This window comes from Nodularia spumigena CCY9414 (genome assembly GCF_000340565.2).
Taxonomy (GTDB): domain Bacteria; phylum Cyanobacteriota; class Cyanobacteriia; order Cyanobacteriales; family Nostocaceae; genus Nodularia; species Nodularia spumigena.
On sequence record NZ_CP007203.1, the window covers coordinates 4730347 to 4749901 of the forward strand.

Below are 19555 nucleotides of genomic sequence, written 5' to 3' on the forward strand. Positions count from 1 at the left end.
AATCTAAAATCTAAAATCTAAAATCTAAAATTGTTTGACCCATTCCCCAAAATGAATTCGGTAATCTACCCAAAGACTGAAGATTACTGGTGACAAACAAAAATTTGGCAATTTGGCACATCTTCTGATTGCTGGTTTGGTATTCTGAGTTTTACAAATATCTTTGTGCGACAATACCGACTTGCAGAATCCCTCAGTTAGCTGGCTAGCGACTGGGGGTCTTTTTTTTTTACTCATGCTAATTTGAAGATAAATCTATCTAAATTAGTCATGGAAAACTTTGTTTTTTACAACCCAGTTAAAATCCTCTTTGGTAAAGGTCAAATCGCCAATATTGCTGCCGAAATTCCTGCTGATGCCAAAATTTTGCTGATTTATGGCGGAGGTAGCATCAAAAGTAATGGTGTTTATGACCAAGTGAAGTCTGCGTTAGCTGGACGTAATATCACTGAGTTTGGCGGAATTGAACCTAATCCCCACCTGGAAACTCTCCTCAAAGCAGTGGAACTGGTACGCAAAGAAGAAATTGATTTTTTACTAGCTGTGGGTGGAGGTTCAGTTCTTGACGGCACAAAATTTATTGCAGCTGCGGTTCCCTTTGTGGGTGATCCTTGGGATATCCTCGCCAAGCAAGCACCTGTAACTGCGGCTCTACCCTTCGGTACAGTTTTAACTTTACCAGCCACTGGTTCCGAAATGAATACAAATTCGGTTGTGACTAAATGGGAAACCCAAGAAAAACTATTCTTTGCTAGTCCCTTAGTGTTTCCGCGTTTTTCTGTTCTTGACCCCGAAACAACTTTTTCCCTACCTCCTCGGCAAATTAGCAATGGTATTGTTGATGCTTATGCCCATGTGATGGAACAATACTTGACTTATCCAGTGAATGCACCCTTGCAAGATCGGATGGCGGAGTCAATTTTGAAAACTTTGATTGAAGAAGGGCCAAAAACTTTAGCTAAACCTGAAGATTACGATGCACGGGCTAATGTCATGTGGTGTGCAACGATGGCATTAAATGGGTTAATTGGTGTAGGAGTACCCCAAGATTGGGCAACTCACATGATTGGTCATGAGTTGACAGCACTACACGGTTTAGATCATGCTCAAACTTTAGCGATTGTATTACCGAGTAATTTGGAAATTAGGCGCGATCGCAAATGCCAAAAACTTGTACAATATGCAGAGCGAGTTTGGGGCATTGTTGATGGTACTGAAGCAGACCGGATTACGGAGGCGATCGCACAAACTCGTAACTTCTTCGAGTCAGTTGGTGTCTGCACTCACCTATCTGACTACAGTGTAAGCTTAGATACTATTCCTGTCATTATTGAGCGTTTTCAAAAGCGCGGGTTTGTTGCTTTGGGCGAACATCAAGATGTTAACCCTGAGATTGTTGACAAGATTTTAACTCTCTGTGCCTAAAATATGACTGAGTAAAAATTACAGATAAACAAGGGTGAAAAGTTTGCGTTTCTGGCTAACAGGAGCGCAAAACTTTTTTCAAAGCATAAATACAGATAAATCCAAATAATTCTGTACGTCACTAGACAGGCAAACCCTTATAGTATTCTACCCCCTCAAAAATTAAACAATAAATAATATTTACATTTGATAACTTTCAGCCCAAAAGTAGTGGTAAATATTACTAAATAAATATACAAAGATTGCCTTAATGAAGGATTTTTGAATAGCGATGTACAATAAAACTAACTGCCAAAGGTTCACCCTGACTTCTATGATCACAGCGCAGCTACTTTCACCTAAATTATTGCGTTCTGTGGTCAACCGATATGCATGAGAAGTAAGTCGTGAACAGCATACCTTGAGGCAAAGGAAAGATTGCGTAAAACCTGCCTAGACAAGAGTTAAATAGCTCCTTGGGGCGTTATATTTGGGAATCTCTACAATTACCACAATTTAAGTTTATTTGCGGCTAGTACCCCTAAGCGTCAGTCAAAAGGCTTTCATTTTGGGATCTCTATTTACGCCGCGAAAAACGACCTATTGACAATTTACCCAAAAGCGTTTCCAGATTTAAAATCTAGAGGAGTCCATGAGTACCACTAATTTTACCAAAGCAGAAAATTCCCATAAACGCCCAGAAGAACAACCTGATTTACCAAGAAAAAACTTGATAAAAAATGGTACAAAACATGAAAATACCCAAAAACGTGAACCTTTATCTGATAGTTCCTCCTTAAAACTAGAAAATCGTGGACGAGTAGCTATTTTCATTGATGGCGTAAGTCTATTTCATACAGCTTTACAACTCGGTATTGAAATCGACTATCTGAAATTGCTTTGCCATTTAACTGGGGGTTCGCGGTTGTTGCGTGCTTTCTTTTATACTGCTATCGATACCTCCCGACCAAATGCTGCACGTCCACGCCCGAATGAAAAACAACAAGGTTTCCTATTTTGGATGCGTCGCAATGGTTATCGTGTAGTTACCAAAGAAGTTCAACTGGCAGACCATACCAAAAAACACAATTTGAATGTAGAAATTGCTGTGGATATGATTACCTTAGCTCCTTACTATGATACAGCAATTTTAGTGAGTGGAGATAGAGATTTAGCTTATGCTGTTAATGCTGTCAGTGCGACCGGTTCTCGCGTTGAAGTTGTGAGTCTGCGGGCATTAACTAGCGACAGTTTGATTGATGTGGCTGATGAATTTATAGACCTCGATAGGATTAAACAATACATTCAGAAAGATTCCCATATAGGCTATAGTTATCGGGTGCTTTCCAATTCCAAGCTGTAAATCTCCATCGCCAATTCAGCAAATTTGACATTGATTACCGCCTAAGCTGAAAAATTTTATTTTGCACAATATATCTAAATAGAACCCTTGTGGGATGGGCATCTTGCCCGTCCAGATTGTGCAAATTGAATGCTCAACAGCCTATCTACTTGTATCAGGTTCATAGAGTAGAATGGCAAACTAGGGAATTACTCTGCGTATTTTTTTATTGAGATGGATATTTTAATTGTTGAGGATGAACTAGAAATTTCGTAGTTAATCAAACACTCTTTAAACAAAGAGGGATTTGACTGTCGTGTTAGCCGCGTTTGAACGCTTTTGGCGGGCTGACCAATCACGCGATCGCTATTCTGGTGGTACTAGTATTGGTTTAACTATAACCCGTCGATTAGTAAATGGCAAGGTGGTCAAATTTACGTAGAAAGCCAACTGGGAATTGGTAGCAGTTTTCGTTTTTACTTACCTTTGGCTTGAGTTGTGAATAACACAACATGAATTAATGTAAATTAATTTAACTAAAAATTTGTCATAACCTTAAATTAAACGTAAGCACTGCTTCGTACCACATTTATATAAGTGAACAATATTAGGGTGACATGAGAAAGCATAAAATCCACGTTACATATATCTGTATTTTTGGAAATCAAATCATATAATAACTGTATTCAGTTTCGTGGGATTAATCGTAAGGAGAGTTAAAGATGAATCAGATGCAATTAACTTTACTGATTAGCTATTTACTGATGACCTGCTATTTTTTCACCAATTGGCTAAAATTTTCCTTGCGTCATCCTACTGCTACGCCAGAAGAGAAATTTTTATCTTTTGTGATGTTTGTGATCACGACTATTTTTTGGCCTTTAACTATTTTAATGTCTTTATGGCAAGTATTCAATCAACGCAAACTGGAATTTAGCACTATGATTCCTGTGATTTTTGCCATGTTTGCCTTTAGTCTTTCATACTATTTAACTTATCTGTATGAACGCGGTTTTTGCTATAATGATTTATTCTGCTCATTTCCATCTTAATTTGGCATAATTTTCGGGTAGAATTGCCATTTAGCTCTAAAATATCAAAGTTAGATACTACCTGACCACACCCAAAGAATTTATATTTTATCTTGAATCAACCAAAATTTAAAACCAATGTTGCCCCATCTTATCAAGCAATTACCCAACGTCCGGTTTTAAAATTACCTAATCATGCCAGAGTTGCTGTTTGGGTAGTGATGAATGTAGAACATTTCACCTTTTATTGTTGGTCAACCACTGCGGTTAAAATATTTAAAACAATGCTTACTTCATATTAAAAATCAACCTCATACCTGGCTAACTACAGGTGAAGAAATTTATAAATGGATGGATGAATAATATAGAAAGGCGAACTGGGGAAAACTTACCAAACATCAATCAAATCCAAGCCTTCCGCTTTCCCGCAGGACATGGACTATTATTATATGGCACATGGCATGATTTTCCCATAGCGTGCGATCGCTCAGTAGTCATCCTCACCGCCAACTCAGATGAAGTCGTCACCGCCTTAAGCCAAATGCAAACCCCAGAAGAAATGAACCAAGGAGAGGTGTATAAAATCTCCCTTTCCAAAAGATTAAAAATTCAAATCCAACTAGAAACCTAAAACCCTCAGCGTACCTTTGCGTTTACCTCAGCGTACCTTTGCGTTTAAAAAATGGATTTGTCAAACATCGAAACCTACCTACAACCAAACCACCTCCAAGACCTGAAAAAATGGGAAAAAGGTTGGACTTGACTAAGTGGAGGAACATGGCTATTTTCCCAACCCCAACCAGATGCAAAAGTTTTAGTAGATACGCTTTAAGGAGTTTAACAGTAATTAATCCTGATGCTAATTCAGGGAAAACAACTTCTATAGGACTTACGCATAATTTACGTTTTCTTGGCGTTCTACAGCCCTGGGGGCATACGCTGCGCGAAGGCGGTTAGATAAATCAAGATTTTTGGCAATTGTTGCGTAAGTCCTGTTTAAATTAAGTTAACATCTCAAATTCTAATTGATGACTCTGGAGAAAATCATGAGTAGAATGATCGACTACATTCGTATCAGCAAGTTCTAAATTATAAAAGTCTACCACTTCATGCTCAAAATATGGTCCAGCGTGCCAAGTACCCTCATTTAATTTAATAAAGCAATTTCCTGGGATGCGGAAAGCAGCAATTTCTGCTAATACTGGTTGATTCAAATCATTATGAGGAGGACAAACTGCAATTAACCAATCCTTACCTTCTAAAGAACCTAAACATTGAGTACATTGCAAATGACGGGTAATTTTATCAAACTTCCGCCCCCGCTTTTCTAATCTCATAATATAAAATCGCGGTGTGCCATTTTCTAGGTTTAATTGAGCATCTTCCCCATCAAAAGTTTTACCATCTTCACTTGCAGAAATTACCTGTCCATAAGGGCGAAAATTTTCTGGTGTTATCCATTTTGCCTGCAATTGTTGCACTGTTTGTGAGCTATTCATAAATCTGACTGTTAATATTAATGTCGGTGTAATTCTAGGATAATATCTTTTGGAAGTTTACTTGTACCCGCATCTGCTATGAGGTTAATCTATGCCAATTTATGTATACTGGGGTGAGGATGATTTTGCTATCGAAAAAGCAGTGACAATATTGCGCGATCGCATTCTCGATCCTCTCTGGACAAGTTTTAACTATACATCTTTATCCCCAGACCAACCCGACGCAGCAATTGCGGGTTTAAATGAAGTCATGACACCACCCTTTGGCGCTGGTGGACGGTTGGTGTGGCTCATCAATACTACCCTGTGTCAGCATTGCCCAGAAAATATTTTAGCAGAACTCACGCGCACCCTCTCAGTCATTCCCGAAAACTCCTGGTTATTACTCACCACCCGCAACAAACCAGATGAACGCCTGAAATCTACCAAATTACTGAAAAAATCTGCCGATGAATTTCGAGAATTTCCCCTCATCCCACCCTGGAAAATAGATTTGCTGGTACAGTCTGTGAATCAAGTTGCTCAAACTGTGGGCGTAAAACTAACGAACCGGACTGCGGAAATTTTAGCAGAAGCTGTGGGCAATGACACACGACTCCTGTATAATGAAATGGAAAAACTACGACTTTATACATCGGATAGAGGTAAGCCTTTAGACGTAGAGACCATTACGCAATTAGTTAGAAATACTACTCAAAATAGTTTACAATTGGCAGCAGCAATTAGAATGGGAGAGACAGCTAAAGCCTTAACTATTTTGGCTGATCTCATCAATGCTGCCGAACCGGGATTAAAGATAGTTGCTACTCTCATAGGTCAATTTCGTACCTGGTTATTGGTTAAAATTGCTATGGAAACTGGGGAACGCAATCCCCAAGCGATCGCTAAATTAGCCGAAATTAACAATCCCAAACGTATTTACTTTTTGCAGCAAGAAGTGAAATCACTTTCTGTACAGCAATTAATCTCCTGCTTACCACTACTATTAGAGTTAGAAGTAAGTCTCAAGCAAGGAGCCACTGAAGCTCAAACACTTCAGACTAAAGTAATAGAACTTTGTCAAGTATGTCAACGTGGCGGACATTAAATATAAAAATTTAATTGATAAACAGTTCGCTGGAACTTCTCTCGCCTAAAATAATTCAAAACAATTAACATATCCCAACTATACTTCTGTGCCATCCATTTTATGATCAGAATCACTAATTTATTTTTTCAAACTAGTTTGCAACATATATCTTCCCGGAGTCTATTTTTCGGCATTCTTACCACTGCAAGTTTAGTTACCAGTAGTCTCACCTTTAGCCCCCACGCCGATGCTCAAACACCTGCGGTTAACAATTCAGTTAACAATACTGACATTACCAGCTACGCTCAAGCGGTTTTGGCAATGGAAACACCCCGTCAACAGGCTTTTGATGAGATTAAAAAACTGATTGGCGGTGGAGAGATACCCAAAATTATTTGTAATGATAGCAACAGTATGAACGGTCTACCACGGAAGGTTCAAAATATAGCCGTGACTTACTGTGAAGACTCTAAAAAAATAGTTGAAAATAATGGACTGAGTATTGATTTGTTTAACAAAATTACTGTAGAACTACAAAATAACAATAACTTAAAACGAGAAGTTTACAATACATTGATCCGCCTGCAAAAAACCCCAGAAACTCGGTAGAATAAATTCCCAAAAATACCCCCGGATTCAGTCGAGGGTAAGGATGAGTTATTGAAGATGAGAAACTAATAACTATTCGGTTTCACTCAGTCACGAGAAATTTTCACTTTTGTGTTATCGAACTTAGTTAAAGAGAAGCAATGTTCCTCATTATAGGTAAGTGATTGTTCTTGCAAAAGTCCAATGGCTATTTGCTCACCTAGTTTTACAGATTCAGTATAGTCTGTGCGCCAGTGAACACCAGCACCATCACGACCAAGTGAAATGTTAGCAGCTACTTTGTTCAATTCACCACCTACAGTCAGTTTTTCGGCATCAGCACCAGTGTATGCTATTAGCTCAGTACCGTCATCATTGGGAACCACTGGGTGGGGAATCTTCCAAGATTCATCGAACCATGCTTTGAGAATTGTCACACAAGCACCAGCGACAGTAGCGTGTCCAGCACCATAGGCGGGATGGGTAGGAGAACCTTCGGGGAATGCCATTGGTAGCAAATAAGTACCACACAGGCTGTAGACTTTTTCCAAGGCACTGGAGCCAAAAATCTCCTGATCAATAGGATATTTCGCCTTTCCGGTGAGATGGTTATGAAGTAGTCCACCAAAGGCTTCTGGACGTATGCGGCGATGCACATACCACTTTTGGAACCACACAGCTTTTAGCGCCCTGGTTGCGACTTCCGTCACCAAACTCAGGATGTGTGGGCCACCCAAGGTACCGAACCCGATTTGAGTCTTTGAGTTATTGTAGGGGTTACCTTCATCTAATGGAGCTTTAATGTCGTCTAACAGAATTAAACAAGCATTCAGGTAAGCTTCGTAGAGAGCATCGACGTGGACATACTGACCAATATCTCGGATGTTGCGAATATAGCGGGGTGTAGGATCGAATTTATCTGCACCTGCCAAACCACCGTTCTGCACATTTAGCCACTCGTCGTAATCAGTCAAATAATTGATATCTGGTTGTACAGTTTTCTGTCTTTGGGAAATAGTCAGGGAACCGTAGGGAATATCCTTGAGCAAAAACTGGGAAATGTAAGGGCCAACTAAATCACCAGCATAATTACCTCGAAAAAGGGTCTCTGGGGTGACACTTGCGCCAACTTTTGGCCCATCAAAATCGGATAATTTTGATAAGTCTGCTGCTGCTTCTTGCACCAAGGCATTATTGTTAAAGTCGGTGAAGTTGATATCCCGCAGCAACGCCATCCAGTAAATTTCAGCCATTTCCCCTGAGTTTAGTGGCGAATCAATGCGGGGTGCAGGAGGGATAGTAATTGCATGACCGTCAGGGCCTTGTAGATCAAAACCTAGTCCGGCTTGAGGATTGGTCAATTTGCGACCTTTGCCCAGAATAATAGCCTCAAAGTCTTGTGGTTTGCCACTTTCAAGTGCTTTGAGTAGGGATTTGTAGGCTTTGGGATCTACTTCGCCTAGTTGATTGTGTGGCAAACCTTTGGAGAAGTTAGCAATATAGTTAGGAGTCCCATCAGCACCCAAATAATCCTGTTCTTCACCATTACAAACATGGTCTGAAATCCCTCTGTTAAAGGCAATTTGTGCTGCCTCTTGGCGGATTTTGCGAGATGATGTTTGCCGTTGTTTATTGTTTTCCGGGCCAAGTTCTTTGCAATCTGAAGGTTCTGGACGTTCTGGACGCATGATGTGAAGTTCCTTGATAAATTTAATAAAAGTAGATACTGTTGACCATCCCGATATGCTCTGATCTCAAAGATAAAAGTACCATCTGGTAGCTAGAGCCTATTTGACACTATCGAGAAAATTGAATGTTCAAATTTGCTGCTAACAATTACAAGTTATTCAGGCTGGGAAAGCACACACTTTTTCAACCTTGATTAATTAGCGTTGTTTGAACATACCTATCTCTACCTATTGCGATCGCCGCATTTCGGAAAAGTTGGAAATTTATTTTCAACAACCGCCCTAAAAAGGACGGATACCACAACTATGACCAAGGTTCAAGTTTTTTAACATTACGTTACAATAAATTCATAGAGAACAGCGCAAGCGAATCTCTTATATATGTATTCAAAGGTGTACGGCATGAATGGCACAATTCGCGTTGGTAATCTCTTCGGGATTCCCTTCTATATCCATCCGTCATGGTTTCTAGTTCTGGGCTTGGTAGCCTGGAGTTATAGCAGTGGACTGACGGCACAATTTCCCTTGTTATCTGGGGGATTAGCTTTAACACTGGGATTGATGACAGCGTTGCTATTGTTTGCTTCTGTCGTCGCCCATGAATTAGGACATAGTTTTGTCGCAATTCGCCAAGGAATTGATGTAAAATCCATCACCTTATTTATATTTGGTGGCTTGGCTAGTTTAGAAAAAGAATCGGAAACCCCAGGGGAAGCATTTTGGGTGGCGATCGCAGGTCCCTTAGTTAGCCTCGTCCTCTGTGGTGTATTCACAGTCATTGGTGTAACTACGGCAGCCACAGGTGCAACCGCAGCTATCCTTGGTGTTCTGGCTTCTGTTAACTTGGCATTAGCGTTATTTAACTTGATTCCTGGCTTACCTTTAGATGGTGGTAATATCCTCAAGGCTGCTGTGTGGAAGATTACAGGCAACCCCTACAAAGGTGTAACTTTCGCCAGTCGCGTAGGACAAATATTTGGTTGGGTAGCGATCGCCTCTGGTTTAATTCCCCTACTATTATTTGGTAGCTTCGCTAACTCTTGGAACTTGTTAATCGGTTTCTTCTTGTTGCAAAATGCTGGTAAAACAGCCCAATTTGCCAGAGTACAGCAACAATTCACAGGTTTGACCGCAGCAGATGCTGTTACAGACAATAGCCCCATTGTATCTGCCAATGCCAGCCTCAGAGAGTTTGCTGACCAACGAATTTTTAACAATCAAGATTGGAAAACATTCTTAGTCACTGATGAAGATGGAAAATTAATCGGCGCAATCAATCTTAATGATTTGCGGACTGTTCCCACAACACAGTGGACAGAAACCCCAGTCAGCGCCGTGATGAAGTCCATTGAAGAATCTACCACAGTTAAATCAGATCAACCCCTGTTGGAAGTAGTACAGTTACTCGAACAACAAAAGTTATCTACGATTTCTGTGATTCGTGACAATGGTGTACTGGTGGGAATTTTAGAAAAAGCAGCGATTATTCAGTTACTGCAAAATAAAACTCAACCTAATCCTGTATAGTTGTCTAGAAAAATTGAATAGCTTCAAGACTCCCTCGGATTTTCTGGGGGGGTTTTAAAATTAATTATTTCACGCAGAGGCGCAGAGGCGCAGAGAGTTAGAGATGTTTGAGAAACAGCCAGAAGGTTTACAGCAACGGGTGAAGGAGTTAGCGAACCAAGCTATACAAGAGGCTAATCCTACTGCATGGTTTGATGTTTTATATAGTCAGTCTCAGGGTGATGTGACTCAAATTCCTTGGGCGAAGTTAACTGTTCATCCTTATTTACAAGATTGGTTGACTATTAATCATACTCAAGGTGAGGGACTTTCGGCGCTGGTGATTGGCTGTGGTTTGGGAGATGATGCAGAAGCTTTAGCAGACAGGGGTTTTCAAGTTACTGCTTTTGATATTTCGCCTACGGCTATTGATTGGTGTCAGCAACGATTTCCTGATTCTTCTGTGAATTATGTAGTTGCAGATTTGTTAAATTTACCTGCACAATGGCATCAAGCTTTTGATTTAGTTGTGGAAATTCGGAATATCCAAGCGTTACCTTTAAATATCCGTTCTACTGTGATTGCATCAGTGGCTTCTGTGGTCGCCGCAACAGGAACTTTATTAGTGATAAATCGGTTTCGAGACACAGAATTAGAACCTGATGGACCTCCCTGGCCTTTGTCTGATTCCGAATTAGCCCAGTTTACAGAATTGGGTTTGCAAGAAGTCAGCCGTGTTCTGTTTTATGAGGGTGAACGGGTTGATGTTCCACAACTACGGTTAGAATATCAGAAATCTGTCCCGCCAAAAGTCTAATAATGCTACAAAATGTTACCTCAGCACTGCTTTAGGAATTTTTGAGTCACAATAAAGGTAGAGCAAGTCCTAAGTTGACAATTTCATAGACAAAACTATACTTATATTGACAAAAATCAATATATATTTTAGGAAAAAATCAACTACTTGATATATAATACGGTGATATCAAGTATTGAATTGAGACTATTGCCGACGCGAAAACCAAGCAATGATGGTGGTAGTCTTTTTCAGAAACTTAATTGGAACACAATCGCGTCTGGCTAAGGCGTGAAAGTCTACTGAGGGATAACTGCTCCCATGCTCCCGTTGAAGTAGAAAGTAAAGTCTAGTTTTGTCTAGGTTTTATATAGCAGATAGCCGATTGATAAGTAGCTCAAACTTAAAAAACGTAATACCCAGATCCCCGACTTCTCTAAGAAGTCGGGGATCTATAGGAATCCGATTTGATTTATGAAACAATCTAAGTACAGGTAGGGTGTGTTAGGCGTAAGCCGTAACGCACCTTCCCCAAAGCTTTCGGTGCGTTACGCTGTCGCTAACACACCCTACTGTATTATTATTTATCTGTTCAAAAATCAAATATGAATCCCAATACCTTTCAGTTAAGGGATGTACAGATGTTCCAGGGAACGTCTCTACAAGGGTTTTTGGCTCACGAATTTGCTTAACCGAACAGTATTGGAAATCATGGTACTCCTCGACAACAACTATCTTTTCAAATTGTTAAACAGGCAAGTTGAATATATCCATTTTGATGCTTTAAATTTTTCATTCTCAATTTATAGTTCCACGGTTTAAGGATATTCTCATCAATTGACAATTAAGTTTTTTATACGTGCCTTTTGTTAGGTATAAGCAACTTTTTTAGCTTTTGTTGTTCTCGTAATCTATACGCGAACAAAATTTCTTTGACTTTACCCTCTATCTCCCCTTAACCGAACAGTATTGGTGCTGGAATTACCTGTGACAACGCCAATAGAAGTTGTTTAGGGTCAAAACAGGCTGTTTGTACCTGAAAGTTTACCAGTGACATATACTAAAAACAGAAGGGAAGAGTGAAATTTTAGTTGTCACTTCATAATATATTAAATGATATCGTGTTCTCGATAGTATTTCGAGAACACGATTTTTTTGATTACTTTCACCTTGAGAGCCTTAATCCCCTCTCAATTCATTATGAAGACGAAAGAAGATGATCTGATTTCCAGAGCAGAACTACTGCAACAAACTATTGCGACGTTACAAATCATGATTCAACAAATTCAGGCTGGTGGAGAAATAGCACCATCTGGTTGCTGTGTTTCCCGTTACCAAGCACGGGGTAAACAAAGGGTTTATTGGTACTACAAGTTACACGCTGCTCACCCAATTTTTCCCACAGCACAACCCGATAAATTGAGTAAATACAAGCATTTAGGCAAGGCTGGAAGTCCGGCTCACGTTGATGCAGTCATGCAAGTAGCTAGGAGAACCCAAGTTGATTACTTACAATCATGCATTGATTCTCTCCGACAAAACTGGGTTGATTTGTACGATAGCCTCAAAAAGAAAAAGTAAGTCTCCCTTCCTTTAATTGTTCTCGTAAATAATCCGCGAACACTTTTCTCTTGATTTTACTCCCCATTTTCCTTAACCGAGCAGTATTGCCTTGGTATTTATCAACTAATCTGACAGATGTATCAACGACTGTCAAAATATATGGTCAACGTTTTGGGATTGAGGCTATGTTTAAAGACTGTAAAACTGGTGGCTATAATCTAGAAGGTTCTCAAGCTTCTCCTGATAGGCTTGTCCGTCTGATTTTATTAATTGCTATAGCAATGACTTCTGCATGGTTACAAGGTCAAAAAACTCAATTTTCTAGACAACAATCTTATGTCTGTCGTCCAAGTGATTTGAACAGAAACAGAAAAAGACATAGTGCTTTCTGGATAGGCTTATACGGATACAATTGGATAATTTCGCTGAATGGGTGTCAGGATTTGGTCTTGGAAATGATGGCTGCCGTTCGCAATAAGCAGGCATTTTATCAGCAGGGGGTGATGGCTATGATGCTTATACAGCAGCCTCTTTAACTTCTTTGTCGCCCCCTCAACATTTTACCCTTATCCCGGCTTGACCCCCTATTAATCTTCCACCTGAAATCTTTGAAAGCTAGACACAGTAAGCGTTTACAGACCATCTTGCAGGTTTTTACCCCTATCTCGGCTCAATACCAATTAGGGGCAGAAGCTTGAGAACCTCCACCCCATTTTTCAGCAAACTCTATTTACAGCAATTTTTGCTGCTAGGAAGTACGGTTTTTCATCGCCAAGCCTGTAGGGGCGGGGTTTCCCCGCCCTCCATTGTATTACTCAGGGCTTTTTCCTTGGGCAGTATAAGCTCCATGTTGTTGGATTAGTTTTGCTACTACTCCTGTCCAACCTGTTTGATGACTAGCCCCAATTCCCGCACCATTATCTCCATGAAAATATTCATAGAAGAGAATGTATTGATTCCAGTTGGGGTCATCTTGAAACTTTTTAGTGCTTCCATAAACAGGTCGCTCACTTTGACCTTCTGTTTTGGGCAAGAAAATATTGATCAACCTTTGAGAAAGTTCTGTAGATACTTCCCAGAGATTCATCATCTTTCCGGAACCAGTAGGATATTCTACTTTGAAATCATCTCCTAAATAACGATGAAATTTTTGGAGTGATTCAATAATCAAGAAATTCACAGGCATCCAAATCGGACCACGCCAATTAGAATTGCCACCAAATAGACCAAATCTTGATTCTCCTGGTTCGTATTCTACTAAAGGTTGCTCGAAACTGCCATCTTCCATTCTGATTTTAAAGGGCAAGAGATAAGGATGGGGTGGCTCGTGAGATTTAGATAAAGCTCGAATGCCATAGTCTCCTAAAAACTCAGATTCATCGAGCATTCTTTTGAGAATTAATTTGAGTCTTGCTGGGTTGACTAGGGATAAAGCTAATCCTCCTTCCATGAAATTACTGGTTGTGTTGTCGAAGTAAATATTCTGGTTTTCGGTCAAATCTTTACGGTTCTTGAAAAACCAGTCAGCCCTTTTTTTGAAGTCAGAAGTCGAATATTTGTCTAGTGTTTCCTGATCGATTGCTTCCACTGCAAACAAAGGAATAAGTCCTACCATAGAACGGACTTTCATTGAGAAAGAAAAGGGATCATTTCCTCCCTCTATGGCATTCGCAGGAAGTTTCAAAATGTCATAGAAAAAGCCATCGTTGTCATCCCAAACATCAACTGCACTTCCTCCCAGTTTGTTCATAGCTTCGGCAATTAGCAAAAAGTGCTGGAAGTATTTGGATGCCATATCGTCATAAACTTTGGAATTTGTATGGGTTTTGGCTAACTCTGTTGCCATCTTCAACAAGTTGAGACAAAACATTCCCATCCAACTAGTACCATCTGATTGCTCAATACTAGCACCAGCAATTTTCAAACTACTGCGATCAAAAACCCCAATATTATCTAGCCCCAGGAAACCTCCTCCAAACAGATTGTTTCCATCTACATCTTTGCGGTTTATCCACCAAGTAAAGTAGAGGGACAATTTCTGAAATAGTTGTTCGAGGAATCCTCCGTCTGCCTTGCCATACATTTTCTCTTCTATTTTATAAACCCGCCAAGCTGCCCAGGCATGAACTGGAGGATTTACGTCGCTAAAGTTCCACTCATAGGCTGGTATTTGACCGTTAGGGTGCATAAACCATTCTCTGGTGAAGAGATATAATTGCTTTTTAGCAAATTCTGGGTCAATTAAGGCTAGAGGGATGGTGTGAAATGCCAAGTCCCAAGCAGCAAACCAAGGATATTCCCATTTGTCAGGCATGGAGATGATATCTTCGTTAAACAGGTGAGTCCACTCACTGTTTCTGCCAGAGTTTTTGCGTTGCGTTGGTGGTGGTGCGCCTGGGTCTCCATTGATCCAATCTTGCACAACATAGTGGAAAAATTGCTTACTCCATAACATCCCTGCAAAGGCTTGTCGTTGGACGTTACGCATTTCAACTGGTAATTCTTCACTGGGGGTGACTGCTTGATAGAATTGATCCGCTTCACTTTTGCGTTGTGCAAATACTGAACCAAATTCACTACCAAATGGTGTGGCTAAGTCATCAAGATCACTGAGGCGGAGTCGGACGATTTTGGTTTCCCCAGGGGCAAGATTTAAGCGATAATGGGGTGAAACTTTGGTTCCTTGTTGATGATTTACTGCACCAGTTTTACCATTAACAATATAATCGTTAATGCCATCTTTGACGTAAGAGGTATTTTTTCCCCATCCAAACTTTTCTTTATTGGTTTCGTTTTCCGTATACAGCATGGCATCGGGGGTTTCGCAATAAAGCCATTTCTTGACTTCCGGTTGCGCTGATTTGAGGTCGGTAAATTGAGCTTTAACTACTTTAAAATCTCCACTAGAGTTAACGCTTTCTAGAGAGGGTTTACCTTCCTCTGTGTCTCCCCAAGACCAAGTGTTGCGAAACCAAAGGGTCGGTGCTAGATGTAACTCTTTAGCTTCTGTCCCATGATTAACAACTGTGATTTGAATTAAGATATCTTCGGGAGAATTTTTGGCATATTCGACGAAAACATCAAAATAGCGGTTATCGTCAAATATCCCTGTGTCCATCAACTCAAATTCAAAGGCGCGAGCATCTTGGGCTTTGCGACGACCATTTTCTTTGACTAATTGTTCATAGGGAAAGGCATTATGGGGATATTTGTACAGCCCTTTCATGTAAGAGTGGGTGGGGGTACTATCCAAATAGAAGTAATACTCTTTGACATCTTCCCCGTGATTGCCTTCACTATTTGTTAATCCAAATAGCCTTTCTTTGAGGATGGGATCTTTGCCATTCCAGAGGGCGATCGCAAAACAAAGACGTTGGTGATTATCAGAAATCCCCATAATCCCATCCTCTCCCCAGCGATAGGTACGGGAACGGGCTTGATCATGGGAAAAATAGTCCCAAGCGTTACCGTCAGCACTATAATCTTCTCGTACTGTTCCCCATTGGCGATCGCTTAAATAAGGGCCCCACTGTTTCCAGTGCTTTTCCCGATTACTATCTTCAACCAGTCTTTTTCTTTCGGCTGTGTCTTGAATTTGCATCATGATTTTTGGCAATTTAATAAATGAACTGTTGGCAATAATAGTCTTAATTAACTAGAGAAATCTCTAAGCTAAACTCGTCAGAAAACTAATACTAGGAGCGAAGAAATATTCTCCACCCTTCATTTTCACCCATAGCTCAAAATGATACTCCTTTGTTTCCTTTTCACCCCATTTTGTTGGCCATTTTGATACTACATTTCTTGGATCACCCTTGGGTTTTCCGGGCTGACCAATTATAGGATCAAGTCCTACTCCAACGTCAACAAAACGATCAGGATTTGCCCATCTCGACTGCATAAAATTGAATTGATTTTCAATATCTGCTTGGAAACAAAGAAACAATAATCCTGAACCCTCTGTTGGTTTTCCAGTGGGATCATGTTCTCCATAACTCACTGACCGACGGGCAATGCGATGATCTCTTTCTATCCTTAAAGCTTCATCAAATTCAGAAGCAGATTCAACCCGTCCTGTATCACCACGGGGGTTTGTTTTGCGAATATGGGCATGAAATGGACATTTTGTGGCTGCTGTATCCTCATCATAATTAAAGTTATTAGTTGGGGTAACAGCATAGGTGGGAATATCTGATTTAGTCACGGGAGTTCCGTCCGCAAAACGACCCATAACTAAAGCCCCTGCCAAATCATTTTTATAGGGAAATCAATAAACGACTAATTTGTTGACTAAGGGATTTTATTCCGCTGGGAAAATTCGCAAGAATCTGGACTTGTTGTTTGATTTTTTCGGAGCTTTGTATCACGAGAATTCCTCTGTTCTTTTTATTCTGAACAATTTGTTTCTTTACTTAGGAATTAACCATTTTTGTGTAATGTTGCAGGAGTATATAGCAATCCTATTTGAGTTGTGAGCAAATAGGATAAGTTATCTACTCAGATGAGTATCCTCAAAACCTTAGCCAGATAGATTTACGGTGATACCATCTATGCTCTGGTTTGATCATCAAATAGGATTGCTATACGCGAGAGAGTTTCCTAACTATCCCTCTGCTGACGATATGTTAAATATGAACCTATTGAATAGCCCCAAACTGAGCGACATTGCCGTTATATACGGTATCATTAGGCATTCTGGCACGAAACAAATCGGCATCAATGAATTTAGTCTGTGTCAGAGTAGCCCCCGATAATCTGACATTTCTCATGACAGCATCAGAAAAATCAGCACTTGATAAATTAGAGGTAGATAAAAATGCGTTGTTGAAATTTGCTTCCTTGGCGATCGCATTAGACAAATTTGCACCAGAGGCGATCGCATATTCGACAATAGCTCCTGTTAGATTAGCCCCCGACAAGTTTACCCCTGCCATCTCTGCATTAGCCAATTGGGCCTTTGTGAGATTGGCGTTAGTTAAATTGGCTTTGTTTAACCTGATTCCTAAAAGGCTGGAACCCGATAGATTCGCTCCTGTCAGATTTGCGTCATCTAGCTTGGCTTCATTCAGCAAGGTATTTGACAAATTAGCCCCTGTCAGATTTGCTTTCAAGAGAGCGCTACCATACAAATCTTTACCGGATAAATCCACTCCCGACAAATCACAACTATTACATTCATTTGTCTCAATTAAATGAGCAAGAGCAAGACGGCTATTAGTGGCAACAAAGGCATTAGCAGGTAAACTAAAAAGCGTTAAACTCAGAACAATTGTCAGTACAAAAGCAGAAAGTCCACGAAACCAAAGTTTAATATTCATCTTGTATCTCCATTAAAATTGTTCACCAGATCATCAAATTGTCATTAACTCAAACTAACTGAAGGAGGCTCACTCCAAGTCCCATAACCAGGTGCTTTCGCGCCAGGAGGATTAACCCCAACAGCCCGCCAGACAAGTCCTTCGGGATAGGATTGAGGACTGGGAATAAAATGGCTATTTTCTTTACCTGCACCATACCAGGCCTCCCATGCTTCGGGAAGTTCATACCAATTAGCCGTGTACCATAGTTTAATGATGTTGCGAGCAACAGGTCCACGTTTTGAAGATTCCAAAATTTGAGAGCGTAGTCCCTCGCTTAAAATTACGGGATCATATTTCTTTTTTGCTCTCTTATCAAGATCATGAAAGATAGTTAGCAATTCCCCAAATATGTCTTCACCAACCACCTTCAGAACGGTGTCAAAGTAAAGGTCAGCTTGTCCAGTTCCTTCCAGATCAAACCGAGAAAATCCTGTTACCTCTGCTGAGAAATCCAGGAAATACCCCATGAATTCAGGTGTCTTAATACTCACTAGTTATTTACCTCCACAAAGTTTCTAGGTTTTTATTTCTAGGTTTTTGAGTCTCAATTTTTGCTTTTTACTCAAACTTATAAATTGGACCTGCATGAACACCATCCAGTCCCGGAATAGGGTTACGAATCAGACTAGTAGCCAATTCCTTGAGTCGGAACATACTGCCCACCGCAGGAAGCAACTGCTCAGGATGACCATTAAAGGAATGTTCAATCTCTGCAAGGAATCTGCTATAAGCTTGCTGGAACTCCAGTGCGTGAGCATATAATTCTGAATCTGCGTCACAATAACTTCTGAGTTTACTCAACGTCAGATTATCCATCACGGGATAAACAGCGTCCCAATCTACAGTCAAGGTTTCACCTGTAGGCTGATCAGGCTGATCTGATTTCGTTGGATCTTCCTTGTCTATCTTATAGTAGCGACCCTTCAGGAGTTGCTGGAAACGGAAGTAATGAGAAAGTTCTTTTTCAGAATCATAGATAGTTGTAGTTCCAGACCCTTCACCTTGAGTTTGAATGATATACAATGCCTTGATAGCAGAATCAAGATCCGTCACCTTGACGATATCTCCCGCACCATCATAGTAATACTCAGGGGTAATTTGCTTTCTGGGATCACCAATGAAGAGATTCTTCCCTTCATCCTTATACTTCTTATCAAGTGCCTTTAAGCCCCGAATCACTTCTGTATAGAATAATCCAATGGTGTCGTAGCTTAAGTTATCCTTTTTACCAGCAAGTTTTAAAAAACTGTGTCTTCTTGTTTGTTGAGTGCGAGATTCTACTAATGCTTTTTTTTCACTTACATGATGAGAACGTTCAATGTTACAAAATGTCTCTACTGTTTCTTTGGAAAACTTGCCAACATTAACTTCAAAGTCAACTTCTCCCGTAGGTAAGTGAGTCGGGTATGTGGGAACAAAGTCAGGATTAGTCAAAACTCCTGTGATATTTCCTCCCACCGCATTAAACACATTGGCTACTAAAGTGAGATGGAGCATTTCCTCTACAGCGACGGTGCGAATAAAGTGAAAAGCTTCCAAATTTGAGCCTGGTTTCAGGGAGTAAAGGGCAGTGAGATAAGGGGGAAGAGTCGCGTGTTCTATCATCAAGCCCTGAATGAGATAGTAATGCAGGTCTTCAACCGTTGTAATCAACTCTAAACTATCAATCATCAAATACCTCTGCTGACAATATTTTCAAAAGTTGTATA

The 19555-nt window shown here is 40.3% G+C and carries 16 protein-coding genes and 3 pseudogenes; 12 read left to right on the forward strand and 7 right to left on the reverse strand.

Annotation, left to right across the window (positions count from 1 at the left end; genetic code table 11):
- Window positions 1-270: 270 nt before the first annotated feature.
- The 6 genes and pseudogenes from NSP_RS20605 to NSP_RS20625 all read left to right on the forward strand — a co-directional run.
- Complete coding sequence (locus tag NSP_RS20605; RefSeq protein ID WP_006195184.1) at window positions 271-1425, forward strand: iron-containing alcohol dehydrogenase; 1155 nt, start codon at window positions 271-273, stop codon at window positions 1423-1425.
- Window positions 1426-2056: 631 nt separating this feature from the next.
- The gene (locus tag NSP_RS20615) at window positions 2057-2767 is read left to right on the forward strand and encodes a LabA-like NYN domain-containing protein (RefSeq protein WP_006195183.1); all 711 of its coding nucleotides are present in this window, start codon (window positions 2057-2059) and stop codon (window positions 2765-2767) included.
- 307 nt (window positions 2768-3074) lie between these two features.
- A pseudogene (locus NSP_RS25685) lies at window positions 3075-3241 on the forward strand (ATP-binding protein); the annotation flags it as partial.
- 227 nt (window positions 3242-3468) lie between these two features.
- Entirely contained in the window at window positions 3469-3798 is a 330-nt protein-coding gene (locus tag NSP_RS20620) for a hypothetical protein (protein WP_006195182.1), read from the forward strand.
- A gap of 213 nt (window positions 3799-4011) precedes the next feature.
- Window positions 4012-4140 (forward strand): annotated as a pseudogene (locus NSP_RS27565) (polysaccharide deacetylase family protein); the annotation flags it as partial.
- 16 nt (window positions 4141-4156) lie between these two features.
- Window positions 4157-4408: pseudogene (locus tag NSP_RS20625) on the forward strand (hypothetical protein); the annotation flags it as partial.
- A 370-nt stretch (window positions 4409-4778) separates the two neighbouring features.
- Here NSP_RS20625 and NSP_RS20630 read toward each other — a convergent pair.
- Window positions 4779-5276: an ureidoglycolate lyase gene (locus NSP_RS20630; RefSeq protein ID WP_006195180.1), complete on the reverse strand. Its 498-nt coding sequence runs from the start codon at window positions 5274-5276 to the stop codon at window positions 4779-4781.
- A gap of 91 nt (window positions 5277-5367) precedes the next feature.
- Between NSP_RS20630 and holA the strand changes: the two genes are divergently transcribed.
- Together holA and NSP_RS20640 are read left to right on the forward strand one after the other, a co-directional pair.
- Window positions 5368-6363: a DNA polymerase III subunit delta gene (gene holA, locus NSP_RS20635; RefSeq protein ID WP_006195175.1), complete on the forward strand. Its 996-nt coding sequence runs from the start codon at window positions 5368-5370 to the stop codon at window positions 6361-6363.
- A 102-nt stretch (window positions 6364-6465) separates the two neighbouring features.
- Window positions 6466-6954, forward strand: a complete 489-nt coding sequence (locus NSP_RS20640) for a DUF4168 domain-containing protein (RefSeq protein ID WP_006195174.1) — start codon at window positions 6466-6468, stop codon at window positions 6952-6954.
- Between the two features lie 86 nt (window positions 6955-7040).
- Here the strand turns inward: NSP_RS20640 and NSP_RS20645 are convergent, their stop codons facing one another.
- Window positions 7041-8621: a vanadium-dependent haloperoxidase gene (locus tag NSP_RS20645; protein WP_006195172.1), complete on the reverse strand. Its 1581-nt coding sequence runs from the start codon at window positions 8619-8621 to the stop codon at window positions 7041-7043.
- 402 nt (window positions 8622-9023) lie between these two features.
- Here NSP_RS20645 and NSP_RS20650 point away from each other — a divergent pair, with 402 nt between their 5' ends.
- The 4 genes from NSP_RS20650 (at window position 9024) to NSP_RS20665 (ending at window position 13022) form a co-directional block, all read left to right on the forward strand.
- On the forward strand, window positions 9024-10148 hold the full coding sequence (locus tag NSP_RS20650; RefSeq protein ID WP_006195170.1) for a site-2 protease family protein: 1125 nt from the start codon (window positions 9024-9026) through the stop codon (window positions 10146-10148).
- A 103-nt stretch (window positions 10149-10251) separates the two neighbouring features.
- Complete coding sequence (locus NSP_RS20655; RefSeq protein WP_006195168.1) at window positions 10252-10944, forward strand: class I SAM-dependent methyltransferase; 693 nt, start codon at window positions 10252-10254, stop codon at window positions 10942-10944.
- A gap of 1179 nt (window positions 10945-12123) precedes the next feature.
- The gene (locus NSP_RS20660) at window positions 12124-12504 is read left to right on the forward strand and encodes a hypothetical protein (protein WP_006197128.1); all 381 of its coding nucleotides are present in this window, start codon (window positions 12124-12126) and stop codon (window positions 12502-12504) included.
- Window positions 12505-12554: 50 nt separating this feature from the next.
- Window positions 12555-13022 (forward strand): hypothetical protein, encoded by a 468-nt coding sequence (locus tag NSP_RS20665; protein WP_006197129.1) that lies wholly within the window; start codon window positions 12555-12557, stop codon window positions 13020-13022.
- Window positions 13023-13297: 275 nt separating this feature from the next.
- Here NSP_RS20665 and NSP_RS20670 read toward each other — a convergent pair whose 3' ends face one another.
- The 5 genes from NSP_RS20670 to NSP_RS20690 all read right to left on the reverse strand — a co-directional run bounded on the left by NSP_RS20670 (window position 13298) and on the right by NSP_RS20690 (window position 19517).
- Complete coding sequence (locus NSP_RS20670; protein WP_006197130.1) at window positions 13298-16090, reverse strand: MGH1-like glycoside hydrolase domain-containing protein; 2793 nt, start codon at window positions 16088-16090, stop codon at window positions 13298-13300.
- 63 nt (window positions 16091-16153) lie between these two features.
- A complete protein-coding gene (locus NSP_RS20675; protein ID WP_017804387.1) occupies window positions 16154-16717 on the reverse strand; it encodes a Dyp-type peroxidase in 564 nt (187 codons plus the stop codon).
- 406 nt (window positions 16718-17123) lie between these two features.
- Complete coding sequence (locus NSP_RS20680; RefSeq protein ID WP_006197132.1) at window positions 17124-17804, reverse strand: pentapeptide repeat-containing protein; 681 nt, start codon at window positions 17802-17804, stop codon at window positions 17124-17126.
- 44 nt (window positions 17805-17848) lie between these two features.
- Window positions 17849-18337, reverse strand: coding sequence for a hypothetical protein (locus NSP_RS20685; protein WP_231859500.1), 489 nt, complete (start codon window positions 18335-18337; stop codon window positions 17849-17851).
- A 67-nt stretch (window positions 18338-18404) separates the two neighbouring features.
- Entirely contained in the window at window positions 18405-19517 is a 1113-nt protein-coding gene (locus tag NSP_RS20690) for a ferritin-like domain-containing protein (protein ID WP_006197134.1), read from the reverse strand.
- Window positions 19518-19555: the final 38 nt, after the last annotated feature.

Coding starts and splice junctions, on each gene's coding strand:
- NSP_RS20605 (WP_006195184.1), top strand. CDS start 271: ATGGAAAACTTTGTTTTTTACAACCCAGTTAAAATCCTCTTTGGTAAA.
- NSP_RS20615 (WP_006195183.1), top strand. CDS start 2,057: ATGAGTACCACTAATTTTACCAAAGCAGAAAATTCCCATAAACGCCCA.
- NSP_RS20620 (WP_006195182.1), top strand. CDS start 3,469: ATGAATCAGATGCAATTAACTTTACTGATTAGCTATTTACTGATGACC.
- NSP_RS20630 (WP_006195180.1), bottom strand. CDS start 5,276: ATGAATAGCTCACAAACAGTGCAACAATTGCAGGCAAAATGGATAACA.
- holA (WP_006195175.1), top strand. CDS start 5,368: ATGCCAATTTATGTATACTGGGGTGAGGATGATTTTGCTATCGAAAAA.
- NSP_RS20640 (WP_006195174.1), top strand. CDS start 6,466: ATGATCAGAATCACTAATTTATTTTTTCAAACTAGTTTGCAACATATA.
- NSP_RS20645 (WP_006195172.1), bottom strand. CDS start 8,621: ATGCGTCCAGAACGTCCAGAACCTTCAGATTGCAAAGAACTTGGCCCG.
- NSP_RS20650 (WP_006195170.1), top strand. CDS start 9,024: ATGAATGGCACAATTCGCGTTGGTAATCTCTTCGGGATTCCCTTCTAT.
- NSP_RS20655 (WP_006195168.1), top strand. CDS start 10,252: ATGTTTGAGAAACAGCCAGAAGGTTTACAGCAACGGGTGAAGGAGTTA.
- NSP_RS20660 (WP_006197128.1), top strand. CDS start 12,124: ATGAAGACGAAAGAAGATGATCTGATTTCCAGAGCAGAACTACTGCAA.
- NSP_RS20670 (WP_006197130.1), bottom strand. CDS start 16,090: ATGATGCAAATTCAAGACACAGCCGAAAGAAAAAGACTGGTTGAAGAT.
- NSP_RS20675 (WP_017804387.1), bottom strand. CDS start 16,717: ATGGGTCGTTTTGCGGACGGAACTCCCGTGACTAAATCAGATATTCCC.
- NSP_RS20680 (WP_006197132.1), bottom strand. CDS start 17,804: ATGAATATTAAACTTTGGTTTCGTGGACTTTCTGCTTTTGTACTGACA.
- NSP_RS20690 (WP_006197134.1), bottom strand. CDS start 19,517: ATGATTGATAGTTTAGAGTTGATTACAACGGTTGAAGACCTGCATTAC.